This is a genomic window from Kitasatospora sp. NPDC004615 (assembly GCF_042873545.1).
Taxonomy (GTDB): domain Bacteria; phylum Actinomycetota; class Actinomycetes; order Streptomycetales; family Streptomycetaceae; genus Kitasatospora.
Genome location: NZ_JBIALQ010000007.1, coordinates 70,827 through 92,050 on the forward strand (window position 1 = coordinate 70,827; position 21,224 = coordinate 92,050).

Consider the following 21,224-nt stretch of genomic DNA (forward strand, 5'->3'; position numbering starts at 1 on the left):
GGCCGGTCGGAGGGTCGGGGCGCCGGACGGGCCGTGGGCGGCATAGCATCCCCGGTGTACCGGTATGTCTGAATGATCCCTTTCGTGGGGAGATGGGTGGACGGCATGGGCGGCCCGGCCAGGGTGGATCCGGCGGCGGTCCGGCGGACGGCGGCGCAGGCGTGGATCCGGGGCTACCCGATGCTGGCGAACTACGGGACGCTGCACCCGCAGGCGATCGACGACGCGGACCCCCGGTACATCGGGGGTTTCGGGGTGTTCCGGCACTTCTCGCGCCCGTTCACCCCCGCCGACACGGACGTGGTGACGCCGAACAACGACACGCCGTACTCGTGGGCATGGCTCGACCTGCGGGCCGAACCCTGGGTGCTGGAGGTGCCCGCCACCGACCGGTACCACGTGCTGCCGGTGCACGATCTGGACACCGCGTACGCGGGCTTCGTCGGCACCCGGACCACCGGCAACGGCGGCGGCCGCTACCTGATCGCCGGCCCCGGCCACCGGGCCGATCCGCCGGCCGGCTTCGACGGCGTGGTGCGGACGGACACCAACCTGGCGGGCATCGTCGGCCGGACGTACCTGGCCGGGCCGGCCGACGAGCCGGAGCTGCGACGGGTGCAGGCCGGGTACCGGCTGATGCCGCTCAGCGAGCACCTGGGCACCCCGCGGCCGGTGGCGTCCGAGCCGGTGTGGCCGGTGTGGCGCGGCGAAGAGGTGCTCGGAACGCTGGAGTTCTTCACCTTCCTGGACTTCCTGCTGGGCTTCGTCCCGGTGCTGCCCGCCGACGCCGAACTGCGCGAGCAGCTGGCCGAACTCGGCGTGGGATCAGGGGACTTCGAGCCCGCCGCGCTGTCCGCCGAGGCCCGGGCGGCGATGCTGGAGGGAGTGGCGGACGGCCGCGGGCAACTGGCCGGGGCGGCGCGGGGCGCGGCCGACGGCACCGCGCTGTTCGGCACCCGGGAGCAGCTCGGCACCCGGTACCTGGACCGTGCGTGCGGCGCGCTTACCGGCCTGTACGGGCTGCCCACCGATGAGGCCTGGTATGGGGGTTGGGAGTCCGAGGCGGGCGGCCGGCTGCCGGCCGTGCTGCGCTTCGGGCCCGGGCAGCTCCCGCCGGCCCGGTACTTCTGGTCGGCGACCATGTACCGCTTCCCGGAACGGCAGTTGGCGCCCAACGAGATCGACCGGTACTCGATCGGCGACCGCACCCCCGGCCTGGTGTACGGCCCCGACGGCTCGCTGACGCTCTACCTCCAGCACGAACGCCCCACCGACCCCGCCGAGTTGGCGAACTGGCTACCCGCCCCGGCCGGCCCGTACCAGGTCGTGGTGCGCGCGTACGGGCCGGAACCCGCGCTGCTGAACGGCAGCTGGCAGCTGCCGACGCCCACCCCCCGCTGAACCCGCCGAGCAGAAAAGGACGTTCGCCATGGTTGACGCCACGCCCGAGATGCTGGCCGCCGAGGCCTTCGTGTACGGCTACCCGCTGGTCGCCGACCTGACCATGGTGGACACCATCCACCGGCGGGGCATGGGTTCGATCCCCCCGACCGCCTGGAACACCTTCGGGCACGGCACCGAACTGGCCACCCCCGACTCGCACTTCGTGTCGGTCAACAACGACACGGTGTACTCGGTGGCCCCGCTCGACCTGTCCGGCGGCCCGCTGCTGCTGCACGTCCCGGACTCCGCCGGGGCCTACTACGTGCTCCAGTTCATCGACGCCTGGACCAACAACTTCGCCTACCTGGGCCGCCGTTCGTCCGGCACCGCCGAGCAGACCTGGCTGATCGCCCCGCCGCACTGGCGCGGCACCCCGCCCGAAGGCGTACCGGTGATCACCGCACCGACCACCGTCGCGGCCGTCGCGGCGCGCCACGCCTGCGCCGGACCCGAGGATCTGCCCCGAGTGCGGGCGCTGCAGCGGGAGTTGACGCTCACCCCGCTCGAAACGGGCGCGGAACTTGCCGGGCTGCCCGAGCCGACCGCCGGCATCCCCGAGGAACTGGGGTTCCTGGAACGGCTGCGGGTGTGGGCGGCGGCGTTCCCGCCCGCCCCCGCCGACGTCGAGTTCCAGCACCGCTTCGCCCCGATCGGAATTCTCGACCGGGGCCGCTCCCCGTACCTCGACGGCCCCGCCGAGTGGGCGCAGGCGCTCGCCAAGGGCCTGGCCGCAGGCCGCGAACGAGTGGAGGCGGCGAGCACCGGCACCGTCGAACCCACCGGCGAATGGACCGTCAACCTCCACCTGTTCGACTACAACCTCGACCACCTCGGCCCCGGCACCCGTGACGAACCACAGTGGAAGGTCGCCGACCGCCGCGCCACCTACCTCACCCGCGCCGTCGCCGCCCGCACCGCCCTGTGGGGCAACCACGCCTACGAAGCCGCCTACGCCACCACCTACCACGACTCCGACGGCCACCCACTGGACGGCGCCCGCTCCTACACCCTGCGCTTCGAACAGCCGCCGCCGGTAAGCGCGTTCTGGTCGGTCACCATGTACGACACCCCCGAATACCTGCTGGTCCCCAACGACATCGACCGCTTCTCCATCGGCGACCGCACCCCCGGCCTGGTCCACGCCCCCGACGGCTCACTCACCCTCTACCTCCAGCACCGCCAGCCCACCGACCCCGACGAGTTCGCCAACTGGCTGCCCACCCCGTCCTCCGGCTTCCGCCCGATGGTGCGGATGTACCAGCCACAGGACGCCATCCTCGACGGCACCTACCGCCTCCCGCCGATCCACCCACGCTGACAACCAGGGGCGCGAGCGGGTGCGAAAACAGGGGCGCTGGGGGTACCCCCAGCGAAGCGAGGGGGCGGAACTGCGCGAAGGGGAACGCATTCGTGGGCAAGATCGCGGCGCAGGACAGTGACTTGCACGTGATTGCGACCTGGCGGACAGGGCTTGCGCTTGTCGCGCAGTCCCCCGCGCCCGCCCGCGCCGTCAGGACGGCGACGCGCTGGGTGTTGCCGACGGACTCGGGCTCTCCGTGGGAGACGGCGTGGCGTCGGGCGAAGGCGTCGGCGTCGGCGTCGGCACCCCACGATGCTCGGTGCCGCCGCCTTCCAGGGTGACCACGGCAGTGGACGGCGGCAACGCCAGTCGCGCCGTCCACCGGGTCTGCGGGGCGCGCGTCTCGTCCACCGTCACGGTGACGGTGATCCGCTGGCCCGGCGCGAGGGTGCCGTCGTCCCGGCTGAGCCGCAGCCAGTCGACGTCCAGCACGGCATGCCAGGTCAGCGCGGTGTCGCCGGAGTTGGTCAGCGTGAGCACCGTGCGGCTGCCGTACGCGCGGGCCTCGACGGTCAGCTGCTCCCGGGTGGCGTCCGGCGTGGGCGCAGGTGTCGGCGTCGGGCCGGACAGCCGGGACGCGCCGTGCGCGGGCATCGTCACCGCCGGACTTGGAGCCGTAGGCAGGGACGTTTCTGCGGCCACCGCGCCGGCCAACTGCAGGGAACTCATCGCGGGCGGCAGCACCACGGCCGGCTGCGCCTCCTGAACCGGCGCGTCCACCCGCACCGAGGACACCGCCGCCGCCCGTCCCTCCCGGTCGCCGCCCTGGTGCGCGCTCCACAGCGCCACCACCGGCGCGGCCAGCACCGCCGCCAGCACACCCGTGGTCACCACCCGCTGGCGCACCGCCGAGCCGCGCGACGGCACCACCACCCGGTGGCGGGGGAAGCCGCGCCGGTCGAACTGCGGCTCGCCGCCGGCCAGCCCCCGCACGGCCCGCCGACCGGCCGCCGCGCCGGACAGGAACGCGGTGCCGCCCGTCGCCGGAGCGGGGCGCAGGCGGGCCGGCGCCGTCAGCAGCGGCAGGCCGGGCAGCCCGGCCAGGCCCTGCCCGAGCTGCCCGGCCACCCGCTCGGCGGTGCCGCGGCAGGTCGGGCACTCCTCCAGGTGCAGCACCAGCTCCCGGCGCAGCGCCGCGCCGAGCACCCAGCCCGGCCCGGACTCCGCACCGACCCCGCCGACCCCGCCGAGCTGCGCCAGTTGCGGGCAGGAGCCCACGCCGAGCACCAGCAGTGCCGTCCTGGTCCTGCCGGTCTCGGCGCCCGCGGCGTCCAGCAGCGCGGCCGCGGCCTCGGGGGTGAGTCCGAGCACCGCCGCGACCTCCCCGGCGTCCAGCCGGTGCCGGACCGCCAGTTCCAGTGCCTCGCGCTGCTCCGGGTCGGTGCCGGCCGCCTCCGGCCAGGCCAGCGAGGCGAGTTCGCGGCGCCGCTCGCGGAGGACGTCGGGTGCGGGCGCCGCCTCCGCGGCGGGGGTGCTGGTGCCGCTCAGCCGGGTCAGGCAGCGGTTCCGGGCCAGCGCGTACAGCCAGGCGCGCAGCAGCGCCGGTTCGGTGAGCCGGTCGCCGTGGCGGCGGGCCAGGTCGCGGACCTCCAGCACGGCTGCGGTGGCGGCGTCGTGGTCGCAGAGTACGGACAGGCAGTAGGTGAACAGCCCGTCGACGCAGGCGCCGTACGCCCGCAGGGCCGGGGACGGGTCGACGGGGTGGAGCTGGCCGGTGGTCACGTCATCGACCGTAGGCAGGCCAAACCCTCCGCCCGGTGGGTTTGGACCGCTTGTCCTTCTTTCGGGTAACACCACCGCTCCCGTGTTCGCCCGGTTGACGCCGGCCGTTGACACCCCACGTTGACACCCCGGCGGGTTGACGCCCGGCCCGCCGTCCACCCGCCTTCCGACCGCCGTCCACCCGCCGTCCGATCGCCGTCCTCCGCCGCCCGCCGGGCACTGTCGGTGCGAGGCGCTACCGTGGCGCGCATGGCTGCCCGTACCAAGACCTCCGCCAAGCCGCGCCCGGCGTACCGCTGCACCGAGTGCGGCCACCAGCTGCCCAAGTGGGTCGGCCGCTGCCCCGAGTGCAACGCGTGGGGGACGGTCGAGGAGTACGGCGCGGTGCCGATCCGCACCACGGCGGCGGGGCCGGTCTCCGCGCCCGCCAAGCCGATCGCGCAGGTCGACGGCCAGGTGGCTACCGCCCGCTCCACCGGCGTCCCGGAGCTGGACCGGGTGCTCGGCGGCGGCCTGGTGCCGGGCGCGGTGGTGCTGCTCGCGGGCGAGCCGGGCGTCGGCAAGTCCACCCTGCTGCTGGACGTCGCGGCGAAGGCCGCCACCGACCGGCACCGCACCCTGTACGTCACCGGCGAGGAGTCCGCCGGGCAGGTCCGGCTGCGCGCCGACCGGATCAACGCGCTCTCCGAGCACCTGTACCTGGCCGCCGAGCAGGATCTCGGCGCGGTGCTGGGCCACATCGAGGCGGTCAACCCGGGCCTGCTGATCCTGGACTCGGTGCAGACCATCGCCTCCGCCGAACTCGACGGCGCTCCAGGCGGTCCCGCGCAGGTCCGAGAGGTGGCGGGCGCGCTGATCCGGGAGTCCAAGCAGCGCGGCATGGCGACGCTGCTGGTCGGCCACGTCACCAAGGACGGCCAGATCGCCGGCCCCCGCCTGCTGGAGCACCTGGTGGACGTGGTGCTGTCCTTCGAGGGCGACCGGCACGCCCGGCTGCGGCTGATCCGCGGTGTGAAGAACCGCTACGGGGCGACCGACGAGGTCGGCTGCTTCGAGCTGCACGACGAGGGCATCGTCGGCCTCGCCGACCCGTCCGGCCTGTTCCTGACCCGCCGTGACAAGCCGGTGGCCGGCACTTGCCTGACCGTCACCCTGGAGGGCAAGCGCCCGCTGGTGGCGGAGGTGCAGGCGCTGATGGTCGACTCGCAGATCCCGTCGCCGCGGCGCACCACCTCGGGCCTGGAGTCGCCGCGGATCGCGATGATCCTGGCGGTGGTGGAGCGGCACGGCGGTGTGAAGCTCGGCAAGCAGGACATCTACACCGCCACCGTCGGCGGCGTGAAGCTCACCGAGCCGTCGGCGGACCTGGCGATCGCCCTCGCGGTGGCGTCCTCCTCGACCGACACGCCGCTGCCGAACAACCTGGTGGCGATCGGCGAGGTCGGCCTGGCCGGCGAGGTGCGCCGGGTGACGGGCGTTCAGCGTCGGCTCGCCGAGGCGCACCGGCTCGGGTTCACGCACGCCCTGGTGCCGCCGGACCCGGGCAAGGTGCCGCCGGGCATGAAGGTGGTGGAGGTCTCCGACATCGGCGAGGCACTGCGCGCGATCCCCGGCCGCCGCTCCCGTTCGAAGCCCCGTCAGGATGCCGCGCCGCAGGGCGTTCCGGCCGGCCGGGCCCCCGCCCGGGAGCGCGCCGCCGCACCGGTTCCGGCGTACGCGGACGAGATGATGGCGGGCTGGGAGCCGCTCGACTCGGACGAACTGGCCTGACCCTCGTCCCGCCGCTGCCGCACGCAGTTAGACTGCACCTGCTAATTGCCGTCAAGTGCAGTAATAACAGACAGACCGTCGGGCATCGTGGCCACACGGTCCGGGTCGGCCCAAGGAGTCACGTGGCAGCCATCGACCGGGCGGACAAGTCCCCCCGCGAGGAGGCCCTGCTGCGGGCTTCCCTGAGTGCGGTCGCGCCGGGCACGGCGCTGCGGGACGGCTTGGAGCGGGTGCTCCGGGCCAACACCGGAGGCCTGATCGTCCTCGGCTTCGACAAGAGCGTCGACGCGCTGTGCACCGGCGGTTTCGTGCTGGACGTCGAGTTCACCGCCACCCGGCTGCGCGAACTGTGCAAGCTGGACGGCGCGGTGATCCTCGACAAGGACATCACCAAGATCCTGCGGGCCGGCGTGCACCTGATGCCGGACGCCAACATCCCCACCGACGAGACCGGCACCCGCCACCGCACCGCCGAGCGGGTCAACCGGCAGACCGGCTTCCCGGTGGTCGCGGTCTCGCACTCGATGCGGCTGATCGCGATGTACGTGAACGGCACCCGCCGGGTGCTGGAGGACTCCACCACCGTGCTGTCCCGCGCCAACCAGGCGCTGGCCACCCTGGAGCGCTACAAGCTGCGCCTCGACGAGGTGGCCGGCACGCTGTCCGCGCTGGAGATCGAGGACCTGGTCACCGTCCGGGACGTCTCCGCCGTGGTGCAGCGCCTGGAGATGGTCCGGCTGATCGCCGGCGAGATCGCCGGCTACGTGCTGGAGCTCGGCACCGACGGCCGCCTGCTGTCGCTCCAGCTGGACGAGCTGATCGCCGGCGTCGAGCCGGAGCGCGAACTCGTGGTCCGCGACTACTTCCCGGACCGCGCCGCCAAGAAGGGCCGCACCGTCGCCGAGGTGCTGGACGACCTGGAGGCGCTCACCCACGCCGAGCTGCTGGACCTGCAGACCGTCGCCAAGGCGCTCGGCTACACCGGCACCCCCGAGTCGCTGGACTCCGCGGTCTCCCCGCGCGGCTACCGGCTGCTCGCCAAGGTGCCGCGGCTGCCGAACACCGTCATCGAGCGGCTGGTCGACCACTTCGGCGGCCTGCAGAAGCTGCTGGCCGCGTCCATCGACGACCTGCAGACCGTGGAGGGCGTCGGCGAGACCCGGGCCCGCTCGGTGCGCGAGGGGCTGTCCCGGCTCGCCGAGTCCTCCATCCTGGAACGCTACGTCTGAGCGGCCGTCAGCCCTCGTCGGGCGGCTGCACCGCGTACATCAGCGCGAACAGGGTCACCTCGACGGCGTCCGGCCCGGTGGACTCCGGCTCCGAGAACAGCTCGTCCAGTACCTCGTCCAGCCGGCCGCGCAGCTTCCGCAGCCGCTCCGGGGTGAGCCGGGTCGTGGTGTGCGCGAACTTGCTCGGCAGCTGGTTGCCCTGCGCCGCCGGGGTCAGGTCGATCCGGCCGGCCAGGAAGTTGCGCCGGAAGTCGGTCCGCACCAGGTCCATCGCTGCCAGCATCGCGTCCAGCGCGGCCGGCGGCTGGTCGCCCTCCGCGTAGACCTGCGGCGACAGCCGCAGTGACTGCTGGGCGCAGCGGTAGCGGCTCTCCACGATCCCGGACACCAGCCGGGTCTCCGCGACGAACACCAGCCCGGTCTGCTCCAGCTGCTTGACGTGCCGGTACAGCTTGGTCGGCGCCTCTTCGAGCTCGGCCGCGATCTCCTTCACCGACATCGGCTCCGGATCCCGCTTCATCAGCGCGCCGAGCACCGCCAGCCGGAGCGGATCGGCCAGTGCCTTCAGCGTCGCGACGTCCGTGACCTCGCGTTCCTTCATCTGATCAACCACGTTCACATTCAGCCACAGCGTTCATCCCTTGTGCAATCATTCGCGCCCGTGCAACCATTCACGCAAGCGTGAATGGTTGCACGATGCGTGAACGGGGTGGAGAGATGACGGTGGCCGAGAGCCCGACGAAGACCGTGTCCGAGGCGGTGCCGCTGCGCCGCAACCGGCGGTTCCAGACGCTGTGGGCCGGATCCGCGGCCGCGATGCTCGGCACCTGCGTCGCCGACACCGCGTACCCGCTGCTGCTGCTCGCCATGACCGGATCGCCCACCCTCGCCGGGGCGTTCGGCGCCGTCCAGTTCGGCGCGTCCGTGGTGTTCGGCCTGCACGGCGGCGCGGTCGCCGACCGGCACGACAAGCGGCGGGTGCTGATCGTCGCCGACACCGTCCGCCTGCTCACCGCGCTCAGCGTCGCCGTCGCCCTGTTCGCCCACCGGCTGACCGTCCCGCACACCCTGCTGGCCGCCGCCGCCATTGGCGCCACCATGGCCTACGGCGGCCCCGCCCGGATGCTCGCGCTGCGCGCCGTCGTTCCGCCCGAGCAGCTGCGCCAGGCGCTGTCCCAGGACGAACTGCGGGTCAACGGCGCGGCGCTGGCCGGACCGCCGCTGGCGGGCTTCCTGCTCGGCCTCGGCCGGGCCGTCCCGTTCCTCGCCACCGTGCTGGCCTCCGCGGCCGCGCTCGGCGCGTCGATGGCCGTCCGGTTCGACACCGAGCCGGCCGACGGGCAGGCGGCGGACGGGGCGAAGGAGAAGGGCGCGGTCTTCGCCGGGCTGCGGTACCTGTTCGGCGACCCGACGCTGCGCGCCACCGTGCTGGTCACCGTCGCACTCAACCTGGCCGGCTCCGCGATGCTGCTGGCCGTCATGGTGCTGCTGCGCGACCACGGCACCTCCGAGGCCGGTACCGGCCTCGCCCTCACCGGCGAAGCCGTCGGCGGCCTGCTCGGCGCCCCGCTGGTCACCCGCCTGCACCGCACCCTCGCCCCCGGCACGCTGCTGCTCGCCGTCGCCTGGATCGCCGCGCTGCTGTTCCTCGTCCCCGCCTTCGCCGCCGGCCCGGTGGTGGTGTTCGCCGCGCTCGCCGCGATGTCGGTGGGCGTGCCCGCCCTGCGGGTCATGCTCGACGTGCTGGTCTTCCAGCAGGTCCCCGAGGCGATGCGCGGCCGCGCGGTGGCCGCCACCATGACCCTGCTGATGGCCGGCCTGCCCGTCGGCACCATGACGGCGGGCCTGCTGCTCGACCACCTCCCCGCCACCACCGTCCTGCCGCTGCTGGCCGCCCTGCTGGCCGCCGGCCTGCTCCCGCTCACCCTCGGCCGCTCGCTGCGCGGCACGAGCTGGCCGAAGGCCTAGCCGGCACCGGCCCCGGGCGTTCACGACGCCCGGGGCCCTTGGCCGTTCAGTACCCGGCGGTGAAGCGGCGCTGCACGTGACGGGGCAGTTCGGCCTCGTCGACCAGGGCGATGGCGGCGTCCTCGGCGGAGATCCGGCTGCGGCCCTCCGCGTCCAGAACGGGCTGGTCGCCGCCGAGGCGGAAGCGGCCGGTGCGCTCGCCGGGGCCGATCTGCTCGGCGGGGCTGAAGTACGTCCACAGCCGGTTGGAGGTGCGCAGCACGTCGAGCGCGTCCCGGTGGCCGCGGACCGCGGCGGCGTACTCGCGCGGCAGGCCGAGTTCGTCGAGGGCGGCGTGCAGGAGCTCGTCGTGGTCGGCGCGCACCACGCCCGGTGCGAGTTCCAGGCTGCCGGCCCCGCCGATCACGATCAGCCGGAGCCGGGGGCGGCCGTCCAGGGCGGTGAGCAGCGACCGGGCGGCCTGCGCGTAGACGCCCGGGTCGGCGATCGAGCGCCGGACGGTGTCGGTGAAGTCGAGCGCCGCGTTACCGGGCTGGAAGCCGCTGATCAGCACGTCCAGGCCTGGCGGCAGGGCGGCGGTGACGCTCGCCGGGTCCAGGACGTCGATGCTCGCCCAGTCGAGGTTCTCCCGCCGGTCGGTGATCGCGGACGCGTCCCGGCTGAACGCCGTGACCCGGTGGCCGCGGCCGAGGGCCTCGGTGACGATCCGGCTGCCGATGGTGCCGGTGGCTCCGATGACGCCGATGTGCATGGTTCTCCCCTGATGTCATGCGTGCGGTCGGAGGCGGGCAGCCACGTTCGCTGCACGCCGTGCAGTGACTATACGGCGTGAAGTTTTCGCACGGCAATCAGGACGGTGACGCTGTAGATTCGACCCGTGGCAGCCACCTCCAGCACCGGACGACGCGAACGACTGCGCGCCGAGACCACCGCCGAGATCAAGCGCACCGCCCTGGAGCTGATGCGCTCCGGCGGCCCCGACGCGATCACCCTGCGGGCGATCGCCCGCGAAATGGGCATGACCGCCAACGCCATCTACGGCTACTTCGCGACCCGCGACGACCTGGTCACCGCCCTGATCGCCGACGTCTACACGGCGCTGGCCGATGCCGTGGACGCCGCCTGGGCCGACTCCGCGGCGGACACCCCGGCGGCCCGGATCCGGGCCTGGGCATGCGCGTTCCGGGCCTGGGCGCTCGCCAACCCCGAAGGCTTCCGGCTGATCTACGGCGACCCCGTCCCCGGCTACCGGGCCCCCGACGGCGGCGCCGCGCCGGACGCCGCCCGGCGGGTCTGCGTCGGCATCGCGGCACTCGCGGACGCCGCCGGTCCGGGCGCCGAACCGGCCGAGGAGGGTGCGGACTTCGACTGGGACGACTTCGACCCCGGCCTGCTCGCCAAGGTCCGCCCGGCCTTCCCCGCGCTGACCCCGGCCGGCGTCGCCCTGGCGCTGCGGATCTGGGGCCACCTGCACGGCCTGGTCGCACTGGAGGTCTACGGCCACCTGGGCGCGCAGACCGCCTCGCCCGAGAAGCTGTTCCGCCTCGAACTCGCCCAGCTGGTCAGGTCGCTGGGCCTGGCCGGCTGAGCGGTCAGCCCTCCAGGCGGACCGAGGTGCGGGCCGACAGCGGGCCGCCGGCCGGGCCGGTCAGGTCGGCCTGGACCAGGTAGTTGCCGGGCTGGGCCGGCGTCGGGTCGGCGCTGGCGCACTGCGGCTTGGAGCGGCTGCGGTCCCAGCCGAAGGTCTCGGTGACGCCGCTGTTCCCGGCGATCTGCGCCCAGGCGTCGACCTTCTCCGGGATGCAGTCGGCGGACGACCAGATCCGCTCGTTGGTGCTCGAGGTGATGGTGAGCGCCGAGTTCTCGTGCGAGAGGTTGACCCGGCAGCCGGAGCCCGAGGAGTTGCGGATGGTCAGCGCGAGACGCGGCTTGTCCTTGGCGGCGAACGGGTTCTGCGCGGGTGCCAGCTCCAGCGACAGCTGCGAGGTGGCGCAGACCGGGAGGGCCATCACCTCGGGCGTGTTGACGGCCGGCGAGGGGCCGGGCGAGGCGGCGTGCCCGCCGCTGCCGCCGTTCGAACCGTTGCCGCCGCCGCTGCCGTTGCCCGAGCCGCCACTGCCGCCGTTGCCCGAACCGCCGCTGCTGCCGCCCGTCACGTTCAGCTCGCCGGCCGCGCCGCCGCCCGAACCGCCGCCGTTGCCGCCGGGGCGGGTGGTGATGGCGGGCCCGCTGGGCGAGGCGCCGGGGGTGATGGACTGCGCGGGCGCGGGCTGCGGATTGGTGGTCTCGGCGGCCTTCTGCTGCTTTCCGCCGTCCCCGCCGGTGCCGAACGCGAGCCAGCCGACCAGCAGCAGAACGACGGCGAGGGCAACGAGGACCGCGACGCGGCGCCGCCAGTAGATCGAGGCGGGCAGCGGTCCGACGGGCTGGCGCAGAGAAGGCACGGGCAAACTCTACGAGACCTTGTGCGTCTGTTGACGCATCAACACCTCAGCGAGGGCACTTCTTTCACATGATCCGCCATTTGCTCCGGTAGAGGGACTCGACACGACGGTGCGCCGCCCTATAGTCGCCCTCATGGCCTCCCTGCACGACTCCGCTCCCGGCACCGCGACCCTCGACCCCGCGCAGCTGATCGCCGAGGCGCGCAGGGCGTTCTTCACCATGTTCGGCTTCCTCTGCCTGATCTGGGTCGTGCAGGTGGCGAACTGGCTCATGGACGAGCAGATCGCGCTCCAGCACGGCATCCGCTCGCACCAGCTGGACAGCCTGCCGAACCTGTTGACCGCACCGTTCCTGCACCTGAACTGGCAGCACCTGGAAGGCAATTCGGGCCCGCTGTTCGTATTCGGCTTCCTCGCCGCCTACCGCGGCGTGCGCAAGTTCCTCGCCCTGACGGCGCTGCTGGTGGTGACCAGCGGCATGGCGGTCTGGCTGTTCGAGCGGAACGACGTGGTGACGGTCGGCGCCAGCGGCGTGATCTTCGGGTACTTCGGTTACGTGGTGCTGCGCGGCCTGTTCGACCGCAACCTGATCGACTCGCTGATCGGCCTGGTGATGGGCGCGTCCTTCGCGTACCTGCTGACCACGGCGATCCCGGGCACCCCCGGGGTGTCCTGGCTGGGACACCTGGGCGGCCTGGTCGGCGGCCTGGCCGGCGCCTGGATATTCCGCACCCGCGACCCGAAGCCGACGGCGGCCCCGGCCGCAGACGTCGTTCCGGCCGCCGGGCCCGCCGCCGCCCCGGCCAGCTCGCGGGCCGACCTGCTGAAGGAGCTCGACGACCTGGGGCTTTAAGCCCGCGCGGCACCTCGTGGCAGGATCGAGGGGCCATGGTTGCCACTGCTTCGACTCTCGCCCCCGCCGCCGTACAGGCGCTGCACTCCACCGTCATCGGCTGGTACGAGGCCCACGCCCGCGACCTGCCCTGGCGGACTCCGGACGCCTCGCCCTGGGCGGTGATGGTCAGCGAGTTCATGCTCCAGCAGACGCCCGTGAAGCGGGTGCTGCCCGCGTACGCGGCCTGGCTGGAGCGCTGGCCCACCCCCGCCGATCTGGCCGCGGACGCGCCCGGCGAGGCGGTGCGGATGTGGGGCCGGCTCGGCTACCCGCGCCGCGCGCTGCGGCTGCACGCGGCGGCCACCGCGATCACCGAGCAGCACGGCGGCGTGGTGCCGGACGACCACGCGGCGCTGCTGGCCCTGCCCGGGGTGGGTGAGTACACGGCGGCCGCGGTCGCCTCGTTCGCGTTCCGGCAGCGCCACGCGGTGCTGGACACCAACGTGCGCCGGGTGTTCGCCCGCGCCGTCACCGGCGTCGAGTACCCGGCGAACGCCACCACCGCCGCCGAGCGCCGCACCGCGCACGAGCTGCTGCCGGCCACCGACGAGCGGGCCGCGACCTGGGCGGTCGCGGTGATGGAGCTGGGCGCCCTGGTGTGCACCGCGCGCGGCCCCGAGTGCGGGTCCTGCCCACTGCTGGCCGAGTGCGCCTGGCAGCGGGCCGGCCGCCCGCCGTACCAGGGCCCGGTCCGGCGCGGCCAGACCTACGAGGGCACCGACCGGCAGGTGCGCGGCAAGCTGCTGGCGGTGCTGCGGGACGCCCACGGCCTGGTCACCCAGGGCCAGCTGGACGTGGTGTGGCCGGACGCGATCCAGCGCGCCCGGGCCCTGGACGGCCTGGTCGCCGACGGCCTGGTGGAACCCGTCGGGCCCGGCACCTACCGACTGCCGCAGTAACGGACGAGAACGGCCCGGGACCAGTCGGTCCCGGGCCGTCGTCATGCCTGGACGGGCGTCACATCGCGCCTTCCAGCGCGGCGTCGGCCTTCGCCTCGGCGGCGTCCGCGCCACCGCGCAGCTTGACCTCGCGGAGGAACAGCGAGGCGATGACGGCGACCAGGCTGATCACCGCGCCCCACAGGAAGACGGTGTGCATGCCGTTGGAGATGCCGTGCTGGTAGGCGTCCAGCACGTTGGCCGGGAGCTTGCTCAGGGTGGCCGGGTTCATCGCCGACATGCCCTCGCCGCCACCACCCTGCTGCATGTGCTGCAGGACCTCCGGCGGGAGCTTCTTGATGGCGTCGTTGACCTGGTTGATGTACAGGGTGCCGAACAGGGCCACACCGAAGGAGCCGCCGATGGTGCGGAACAGGGTGGCGGAGGACGAGGCGACGCCCATGTCCTTCATCTCCACGCTGTTCTGCGCGACCAGCATGGTGACCTGCATCAGGAAGCCCATGCCGGCGCCGAGCACCACCATGTAGCAGGACGAGGCGAAGCTGGAGGTGTCCACGGACAGCGTGGACAGCAGCAGCGAGCCGCCACCCATCACCACGGTGCCGATGATCGGGTAGATCCGGTACTTGCCGGTCTTGGTGATGGCCTGGCCGACCACCAGCGAGATCACCAGCATGCCGAACATCATCGGCATCAGCAGCAGGCCGGAGTTGGTCGCCGAGGCGCCCTGGACGATCTGCTGGTAGGTGGGCAGGAAGGTGACCGCGCCGAACATCGCGAAACCGACGATGAAGCCGATGATCGAGACCATGGTGAAGTTGCGGTTGCGGAACAGCGCCAGCGGGATGATCGGCTCGGCGACCCGCTGCTCGACGTAGCAGAAGCCGATGATCGAGGCGACGGACAGCGCGCCCAGGCCGAGGATCTGCTTGGAGCTCCAGGCGTACTCGTGGCCGCCCCAGGTGGTGATCAGCACCATCGAGACGATGCCGATGGTGAGCAGCGCCGCGCCGAGGTAGTCGATCTTGGCGTTGGAGCGGACCTTGGGCAGCTTCAGCACCACGACGATGAAGACCAGCGCGATCGCGCCCAGCGGCAGGTTGACGTAGAACGTCCAGCGCCAGTTCAGGTGGTCGGTGATGAAGCCGCCGATCAGCGGGCCACCGATGGTGGCCAGCGCCATGACGGCGGCGAACATGCCCTGGTACTTGCCGCGGTCGCGGGGGAGCACCAGCGCGCCCATGATCGACATCACGCCGACCATCAGACCGCCGGCGCCCAGGCCCTGGACGGCGCGGAAGGCGATCAGCTGGGTCATGGTCTGCGACATGCCGGACAGCGCCGAGCCGAGCAGGAAGATCGCGATCGAGACCAGGAACGAACCCTTGCGGCCGTACAGATCGCCGACCTTGCCCCAGATCGGGGTGGAGGCGGCGGTCGCCAGGGTGTAGGCCGTGACCACCCAGGACATGTGCTCCGCGCCGTTCAGCTCACCGACGATGGTGGGCATCGCGGTGCCGACGATCAGGTTGTCGAGCATGGCGAGCAGCATGGTGATCACCAGGCCGATCATCACCAGGCGCACCTCACGGTGCGGCCGCTGCTCGAATCCGTCGTCCTTGCCGAGGGCGACGGCAGGCTCCTCCGGAGCCGCCTCGGACTGCTGCGTTGTCATGGTGCGTCTCTCCCGGGGCGCAGTGCCGCGGTGCTGTCCGCGACGGTACTTACTTGACGACCGGCTAGTTAATTGCCGTTCGGCACGGTAAGTTGTTCCCTAGCCGGTCGTCAAGCCAGTTTCGATGCATCCCCCCTGGGCAGGGAGAATGCGAACAAGAAACGGACTTTGACACCCGTCCGCACCGCTTCATGAGGCAGGCCGCCAGCGATGACCACACCCCAGAGCCCCCGCAGCGACACCAGAGCGCGGATCATCGACGTGGCGCTGGAGCTGTTCGCCGAGCACGGCTACGAGAAGACCTCGCTGCGCGAGATCGCCGACCGCCTCGGCGTCACCAAGGCCGCCCTGTACTACCACTTCAAGACGAAGGACGACATCGTCCGCGGCATCGTCGAGAAGATGGCCGCCCCGCTGGACGACGCCATCGCGTTCGGCGAGGACAAGGACTGGTCGCCCGAGCTGCGCGACGAACTGATCCGCCGGTTCGCCGCCGGCATGGGCGAGCGGGCGCCGCTGCTGCGCTTCTTCCACGAGAACCAGCCCGCGCTGCGGGAGTCCGAGGCCGGGCTGGCGTTCAAGGAGCGGATGATCAAGATGATCACCCTGCTGCACGGGCCGGAGCCGAGCTTCCGCGACAAGCTGCGCGCCACCGTCGCGCTGACCGCCATGCACTCGGCGATGTTCCTGCTCAGGACCGACCTGTGCGAGCGCGGCCAGGAGCCGGCCGAGCCGACCACCAGCCTGGAGGAGGCGACGGAGGCGGCCCTGGAGGTCGCCCTGGAGGTCGCCGCACACATCGAGCCGCCCGCGCACTGACGCGGACGGCTCGAGGGGCCCCGGCGACGGGGCGGGGGTGCGGCGGATCAGAAGTTGTTCGCGCCGTGGCCCTTCAGGTAACCGATCGGGTCGGTCACCTTCGCGTACTGGTTGACGGTACGGATCTCGAAGTGCAGGTGCGGGCCGGTCGAGTTGCCGGTGTTGCCGGACTTGCCGATCTGGTCACCGGCATTCACGTGCTGCCCGGCCTTCACCTCGAGCTGCGACAGGTGCGCGTACTGGGCGAAGCGGCCGTCGGACAGCTTCAGCACGACCTGGTTGCCGTATGCGCCGGCCCAGCCGGACGACACCACGGTCGAGTTGCCGACCGCCACCAGCGGGGTGCCCACGGACACCGCGAAGTCGGTGCCGGTGTGGTAGCCGGCCGCGTACGACGGGTTGGTCTTGTGGTACGGGTTGCTGATCGGCGCGCCCGGGGCCGGGGAGGACCAGTCGACCTTGGCCGGCGCGGGGGCCGGGGCGGGCTCGGGCGCGGGGGCCGGGGCGGGCTCCGGCGCGGGAGCGGGCTCCGGCGCGGGCTGCTCGGCCGGGGCGGCGGGCTGCTCGGCCTGCGGCGCCTGGTCCTGGTGCCCGTCGGCGGGGTGCTCGTCCGCGGCGTGCTCGTCGGCGGGGTGCTCGTTCGCGGCGTGCTCGTCGGCGGGGTGCTCGCCGGTCGGGATCGCGAGGTGTTCCAGGTTGTTGGCCACCACGGCCAGCGGGCTGGCGTCGTCCTGGTGGGCCACCGGCGCGGACAGATCGAGGGCGCCGCCCTCCAGGTGGGTGTCCGCCGCGAACGGAGAGCTGGCGAGGGTGTCCGGCACGGTCTGCGCGGAGGCGTGTCCGGCGGGGATCAGCATGGCGCCGAAGGCGACCACGGCGATGCCGGCGGCGGCCTTGGCGGGGGTCCGGCGGGCCGGGGCCGCAGCGGCGGTGGAGTCGGAAGCGGTGACGGCGTGGACGTGGCGGGTGCTGATCGCCTGGAGAATCCGGCGGCCGGTGGCGGGGAAAGAACGCATCGGGAGTCGGTACCTCACGGACGGGGCCAGAGCGGGGCCGAGCCGGTGTGGCTCGCCGAACTGGTGGAACGACTCCAGGTGTAAACGAGCCCCGGGGGCAGGCCCAAAGGTGTGACGTACGACGATGGGTAGTGGGTGAAGCTCACGAAATAGCGACCTCGGGTGTCGGACAAACAGGCAGATACGCCCGTAAACCTCCTACTGTCGGTCGTAGGTCGTCGAAGCCCTGTGAGCATCGCCACCGGCAAGCGGCCGGTTTGATCCCGAACCGCCCCGGGTAGAACCGGCTTTCGAACCAGCTGCACCATCCGATCCACCCAGCCGTCGGAGATGATCAGCTGATGAACGACACCCCGGTGCAGGATCGCCGCTTCGCCGCCCGCCGCCAGGCCCACCGCCTGCTGTCCGGCGGCCGCCCGCAGACCGTCCGCGAATCGCTCGCCGAACTCGCCGCACTGGCCGACGGCCCCTACCCGCTGGACGAGCCCACCGACCTGTACGGCGACGGCATCGTCCGCACCCTGGAGCGCCGCACCGCAGACCTGCTCGGCAAGCCCGACGCCGCCTACTTCCCCACCGGCACGATGGCCCAGCAGGCCGCCCTGAAGACCTGGGCCGACACCCACGGACCGGTGGTCGCGATGCACCCGCTCGCCCACCCCGAAGTGCACGAACGCCGGGCCCACCAGGTGCTCAGCGGCCTGCGCTCCGTCCCGCAGGCCACCGGCCCGCGCCAGCCCACCGCTGCGGGCCTGGCCGCCCTGGACGAGCCGTTCGACGTACTGATGCTGGAACTCCCGCTGCGCGACGCTGGCTTCCTGCTGCCCAGCTGGGAGGAGCTGTCCGCGCTCTACGACTTCGCCGCCGACCGCGGCCTGCCCGTCCACCTGGACGGCGCCCGGCTGTGGGAGTCCGCCCCACACCTGGGCCGGAGCCTGCCGGAGATCTGCGCCCGCGCCGGGTCGGTGTACGTCTCCTGCTACAAGTCGCTGGGCGGACACAGCGGCGCCCTGGTCGCCGGCGAGGAGGAGTTCGTCCGCCGGATCAAGGTCTGGCGGCACCGCTACGGCGGCAAGCTGTGGCAGCAGTGGCCCGCGGTGCTGTCCGCCCTGGCCGGCCTGGACCGCGAGCTGCCCCGACTGCCCGACTACGTGGCGCACGCCAAGGTGGTCGCCGCCGCGCTTGCCGAGATCCCCGGCGCCCGGATCAACCCGGAGCCGCCGCACACCCACCAGTTCCAGCTCTGGCTGCCGCACCCGGCCGAACAGCTGATCGAGGCCGGCCACCGGCAGGCCGAGGAGCAGGGCGTGTCGCTGTTCGGCGGCTGGTTCGAGCCCGGCCCGCAGCCCGGCGCGGCGATGACCGAGGTGACGGTGGCCGCCGCCGCCCTGGAGTGGAGCGCCAAGGAAATCACCGAGGCGATGACGGATTTCCTCGCCCTGCTCCGATAACGCCCTCCGACAACGCCCTCCGACAACGCCCTCCGACAACGACGAAGAGCCCCGGCGGTCCGAAAACCGCCGGGGCTCTTCGTTCAGTCCTGCTGTTCAGCCGTCCTCAGGCAAGCGTCACTTGGAGCGCTTGACCTGGATCAGGGCCTCCAGCTCGTTGTGCGACTGCCACAGCACCTCGATCTGGGTACCGGTGTTCGGCACCTGGACGGAGCTGTACTTGTTGCTCTCGTCCCAGTACTTGTTGGTGCGGTCGTTGAAGACCGTCACGCCGCGCTCGCTGGGGATCTTGGTGAGCGCGTCGGCCCGGTGCAGCTGCAGACCGGTGGTGCGGTCGAAGCGGAAGGTGGAGTCGTAGCCCTGGAAGCGCGGGCGCATCAGGGTGCCGTCGTTCCACTTCAGCGGGGCCGGGTGGGCGTCGATCGGGAGGATCAGGCCCTGGCCGGGGTGGTTGGCGACGTTGTTGTCGGACTGCGAGGAGTCCCACAGCCAGATCAGGATGCCGTTCTGGTTGGCGTAGTGCTCGACCCAGTCCGGGCGGGCGGCCGAACCGAAGTTGTACGGGCCGGTCTTCAGCGTGCTGTCGAAGGACACGTACTGACGGTTCTCGACCAGGTAGTGCTGGTCGTAGTCCTTGTTGAACTTGCCGGAGATCCGGGAGAAGCCCGACGCGGTCCAGCCGTTGTCACCGTTCTCGGCACCGTCGGTGAAGACCGTCGCACCGTTCGCGGTGATCGCGATCTCGTCCAGGGCCAGGCCCTTCATGTGGACGCCCGGGTCGGTGGTGTTGTGGAAGCGCAGCTTGATCGCCTTGCCGGCGTACGCGTCCAGCGAGAACGCCAGGTCGCCCCAGCCGGCCGAGTTGCCGGTGATGGAGTTCTCCGGCAGCGCCTTGCCGTTGAAGGTGCCGGCCAGCGAGGACCAGTTCTTGCCGCCGTCGGTGGAGACCTCGGCGTACGCGAAGTCGTAGTCCTGCTCCAGGTCGTACCAGGCCTTCGCGGTGAGCGAGGCCGAGGTCTTCCCGGTGAGGTCGACATCACGGGTCAGGGTGACGTTCAGGTTGTCGGCGCTGCCGCTCCACCACTCGTTGCCACCCGCGAACGGGGTGTTGATCTCGGTGGTGACGGTCTTCGCCGGCAGGTCGACGACCAGACCCTGCTTGCGCTTGTTGTTGTACTCGGCCGGGCCGAGCAGGCTGACAGCGTTCTTGCCGGCCTTGGCGGTGTCGTAGTCCAGCCAGCCGAGCTTCAGCTTCGACCAGATGTCCAGGTCGTTCGGCATGTCGCCGATCTCGTTGCGGCCCTCGCCCAGCCAGGAGCCCGAGGACATCAGGGACCAGAAGCCGACCGAGTTGTCGATGCCGGTGCCGGAGGTGTCGTACAGGTCCGGCAGGCCCAGGTCGTGGCCGTACTCGTGGGCGAACACGCCCAGGCCGCCGTTCTCCGGCTGCATGGTGTAGTCGCCGACCCACAGGCCGGTGTCGCCGATCGGGGTGCCGCCGAGCTTGTTGTTCGCCGGACCGGTCTTGCCGGCCTGGTTGGCGTACACGTACGAGCGGTGCGCCCACAGCGCGTCCGTGCCCTGGACGCCGCCGCCGGCCGACTGGTCCTCACCGGCGTGGACGATCTGGAAGTGGTCCAGGTAGCCGTCGGGCTCGTTGAAGTTGCCGTTGCCGTTGTAGTCGTAACGGTCCCACTGGTCGTACTGCGCCAGGTCGGCCTTGATGTCCGCGTCGGTGCGGCCCTTGGCCTTCTGGTCGGCGACCCAGGCGTTGATGCCGTCGCGGATCAGGTCCTGCGCGTTGGCGCAGATGTGCTGGCCGCAGTAGTCCGAGCCGTAGCGGGCCTCGTTCCACGGGACCCGCACCCAGTCGGTGACCAGGCCGTCGACCGAGTAGCGGCCCGAGGACTGCTTCTCGTAGTAGGTCTTCAGCGACGGCTTGTTCGCCGCGAAGTACAGGTCCTGGTAGTGGGCCTGGTTGTAATCCGCCTGCCAGGCAGTGGAGTTGTCCTTGGTGCGGTCCGGGGATTCGATCTTGTTGTGCGCCGGGCCGGGGGTACCGCCGTACTTCACCTTGCCGTCGGCGGTCTTGGTGGTGTTGTCCACCTGGTCGCCGAAGTCGACCAGAATGGTGAAGATCCGGTCGGTGCGCTCACGGGAGAGCTCGACGTACTTGTCGCGGCCGAGCTTCACCGCGCTGCTGTTGCCGTGCTTCTCGATCTTGGCGGTGCCGTTGATCAGCTGCTCTATCGCAGCCTTCTGCTCGCCCTCAACCTTGTCGATCAGCGGGCTCTGCAGTTCGCGCGGCACCGTGTCGTTCTGAATGGCGTCGGCCGGGTCCTTCAGGACCGGCGTCGCCGGCGCGGCGGTAGCCGTGCCCGGCAGCATGCCGACACCAAGCGCGGCGGTCACCGCGATGGCGGCGGAGGCCGCGGCGACCTTCTTGGTCATCTTCAACTGGGACGTCCTCCCCTTACCGGGTGCGGCGGATGGCCGATCCGGTGAACCAATGCAAGACAGGTGGACGACATTT

At 72.1% G+C, this 21,224-nt stretch carries 17 protein-coding genes; 10 read left to right on the forward strand and 7 right to left on the reverse strand.

Annotated elements, in window-relative coordinates; all coding sequences use genetic code 11:
* Positions 1–84 precede the first annotated feature (84 nt).
* A complete protein-coding gene (locus ACFYS8_RS24000; protein WP_387644028.1) occupies positions 85–1,401 on the forward strand; it encodes a DUF1254 domain-containing protein in 1,317 nt (438 codons plus the stop codon).
* A gap of 28 nt (positions 1,402–1,429) precedes the next feature.
* Positions 1,430–2,761, forward strand: a complete 1,332-nt coding sequence (locus ACFYS8_RS24005) for a DUF1254 domain-containing protein (protein ID WP_387644031.1) — start codon at positions 1,430–1,432, stop codon at positions 2,759–2,761.
* 192 nt (positions 2,762–2,953) lie between these two features.
* On the opposite strand, the gene ACFYS8_RS24010 is transcribed toward ACFYS8_RS24005, so the two are convergent.
* Positions 2,954–4,525 carry a hypothetical protein gene (locus ACFYS8_RS24010; protein ID WP_387644034.1) on the reverse strand — a complete coding sequence of 524 codons (1,572 nt, stop codon included), beginning with the start codon at positions 4,523–4,525 and terminating at the stop codon, positions 2,954–2,956.
* 249 nt (positions 4,526–4,774) lie between these two features.
* On the opposite strand from ACFYS8_RS24010, the gene radA reads away from it, so the two are divergent.
* Together radA and disA are read left to right on the forward strand one after the other, a co-directional pair.
* Complete coding sequence (gene radA / locus ACFYS8_RS24015; RefSeq protein ID WP_387644037.1) at positions 4,775–6,295, forward strand: DNA repair protein RadA; 1,521 nt, start codon at positions 4,775–4,777, stop codon at positions 6,293–6,295.
* A 122-nt stretch (positions 6,296–6,417) separates the two neighbouring features.
* Positions 6,418–7,524, forward strand: a complete 1,107-nt coding sequence (disA, locus tag ACFYS8_RS24020) for a DNA integrity scanning diadenylate cyclase DisA (RefSeq protein WP_380484244.1) — start codon at positions 6,418–6,420, stop codon at positions 7,522–7,524.
* 7 nt (positions 7,525–7,531) lie between these two features.
* Here the strand turns inward: disA and ACFYS8_RS24025 are convergent, their stop codons facing one another.
* The gene (locus ACFYS8_RS24025) at positions 7,532–8,137 is read right to left on the reverse strand and encodes a helix-turn-helix domain-containing protein (RefSeq protein WP_387644040.1); all 606 of its coding nucleotides are present in this window, start codon (positions 8,135–8,137) and stop codon (positions 7,532–7,534) included.
* A gap of 83 nt (positions 8,138–8,220) precedes the next feature.
* On the opposite strand from ACFYS8_RS24025, the gene ACFYS8_RS24030 reads away from it, so the two are divergent.
* Complete coding sequence (locus ACFYS8_RS24030) at positions 8,221–9,492, forward strand: MFS transporter (RefSeq protein WP_387644043.1); 1,272 nt, start codon at positions 8,221–8,223, stop codon at positions 9,490–9,492.
* 46 nt (positions 9,493–9,538) lie between these two features.
* Here the strand turns inward: ACFYS8_RS24030 and ACFYS8_RS24035 are convergent, their stop codons facing one another.
* Positions 9,539–10,243, reverse strand: coding sequence for an NAD(P)-dependent oxidoreductase (locus ACFYS8_RS24035; RefSeq protein ID WP_387644045.1), 705 nt, complete (start codon positions 10,241–10,243; stop codon positions 9,539–9,541).
* Between the two features lie 126 nt (positions 10,244–10,369).
* On the opposite strand from ACFYS8_RS24035, the gene ACFYS8_RS24040 reads away from it, so the two are divergent.
* Positions 10,370–11,080, forward strand: a complete 711-nt coding sequence (locus tag ACFYS8_RS24040; protein ID WP_387644047.1) for a TetR/AcrR family transcriptional regulator — start codon at positions 10,370–10,372, stop codon at positions 11,078–11,080.
* Between the two features lie 4 nt (positions 11,081–11,084).
* Here the strand turns inward: ACFYS8_RS24040 and ACFYS8_RS24045 are convergent, their stop codons facing one another.
* On the reverse strand, positions 11,085–11,936 hold the full coding sequence (locus ACFYS8_RS24045; RefSeq protein WP_387644049.1) for a hypothetical protein: 852 nt from the start codon (positions 11,934–11,936) through the stop codon (positions 11,085–11,087).
* A 133-nt stretch (positions 11,937–12,069) separates the two neighbouring features.
* On the opposite strand from ACFYS8_RS24045, the gene ACFYS8_RS24050 reads away from it, so the two are divergent.
* The gene (locus ACFYS8_RS24050) at positions 12,070–12,789 is read left to right on the forward strand and encodes a rhomboid family intramembrane serine protease (protein ID WP_387644052.1); all 720 of its coding nucleotides are present in this window, start codon (positions 12,070–12,072) and stop codon (positions 12,787–12,789) included.
* A 35-nt stretch (positions 12,790–12,824) separates the two neighbouring features.
* Positions 12,825–13,730 carry an A/G-specific adenine glycosylase gene (locus tag ACFYS8_RS24055; RefSeq protein WP_387644054.1) on the forward strand — a complete coding sequence of 302 codons (906 nt, stop codon included), beginning with the start codon at positions 12,825–12,827 and terminating at the stop codon, positions 13,728–13,730.
* Positions 13,731–13,788: 58 nt separating this feature from the next.
* Here ACFYS8_RS24055 and ACFYS8_RS24060 read toward each other — a convergent pair whose 3' ends face one another.
* Positions 13,789–15,405 carry an MDR family MFS transporter gene (locus ACFYS8_RS24060; protein ID WP_387644057.1) on the reverse strand — a complete coding sequence of 539 codons (1,617 nt, stop codon included), beginning with the start codon at positions 15,403–15,405 and terminating at the stop codon, positions 13,789–13,791.
* 210 nt (positions 15,406–15,615) lie between these two features.
* Between ACFYS8_RS24060 and ACFYS8_RS24065 the strand changes: the two genes are divergently transcribed.
* Complete coding sequence (locus ACFYS8_RS24065) at positions 15,616–16,224, forward strand: TetR/AcrR family transcriptional regulator (RefSeq protein ID WP_387644060.1); 609 nt, start codon at positions 15,616–15,618, stop codon at positions 16,222–16,224.
* A 47-nt stretch (positions 16,225–16,271) separates the two neighbouring features.
* On the opposite strand, the gene ACFYS8_RS24070 is transcribed toward ACFYS8_RS24065, so the two are convergent.
* On the reverse strand, positions 16,272–17,240 hold the full coding sequence (locus ACFYS8_RS24070; protein ID WP_387644062.1) for a M23 family metallopeptidase: 969 nt from the start codon (positions 17,238–17,240) through the stop codon (positions 16,272–16,274).
* Between the two features lie 341 nt (positions 17,241–17,581).
* On the opposite strand from ACFYS8_RS24070, the gene ACFYS8_RS24075 reads away from it, so the two are divergent.
* Positions 17,582–18,691, forward strand: coding sequence for a threonine aldolase family protein (locus ACFYS8_RS24075; protein ID WP_387644065.1), 1,110 nt, complete (start codon positions 17,582–17,584; stop codon positions 18,689–18,691).
* 117 nt (positions 18,692–18,808) lie between these two features.
* On the opposite strand, the gene ACFYS8_RS24080 is transcribed toward ACFYS8_RS24075, so the two are convergent.
* Positions 18,809–21,142: an immune inhibitor A domain-containing protein gene (locus ACFYS8_RS24080; RefSeq protein WP_387644967.1), complete on the reverse strand. Its 2,334-nt coding sequence runs from the start codon at positions 21,140–21,142 to the stop codon at positions 18,809–18,811.
* Positions 21,143–21,224: the final 82 nt, after the last annotated feature.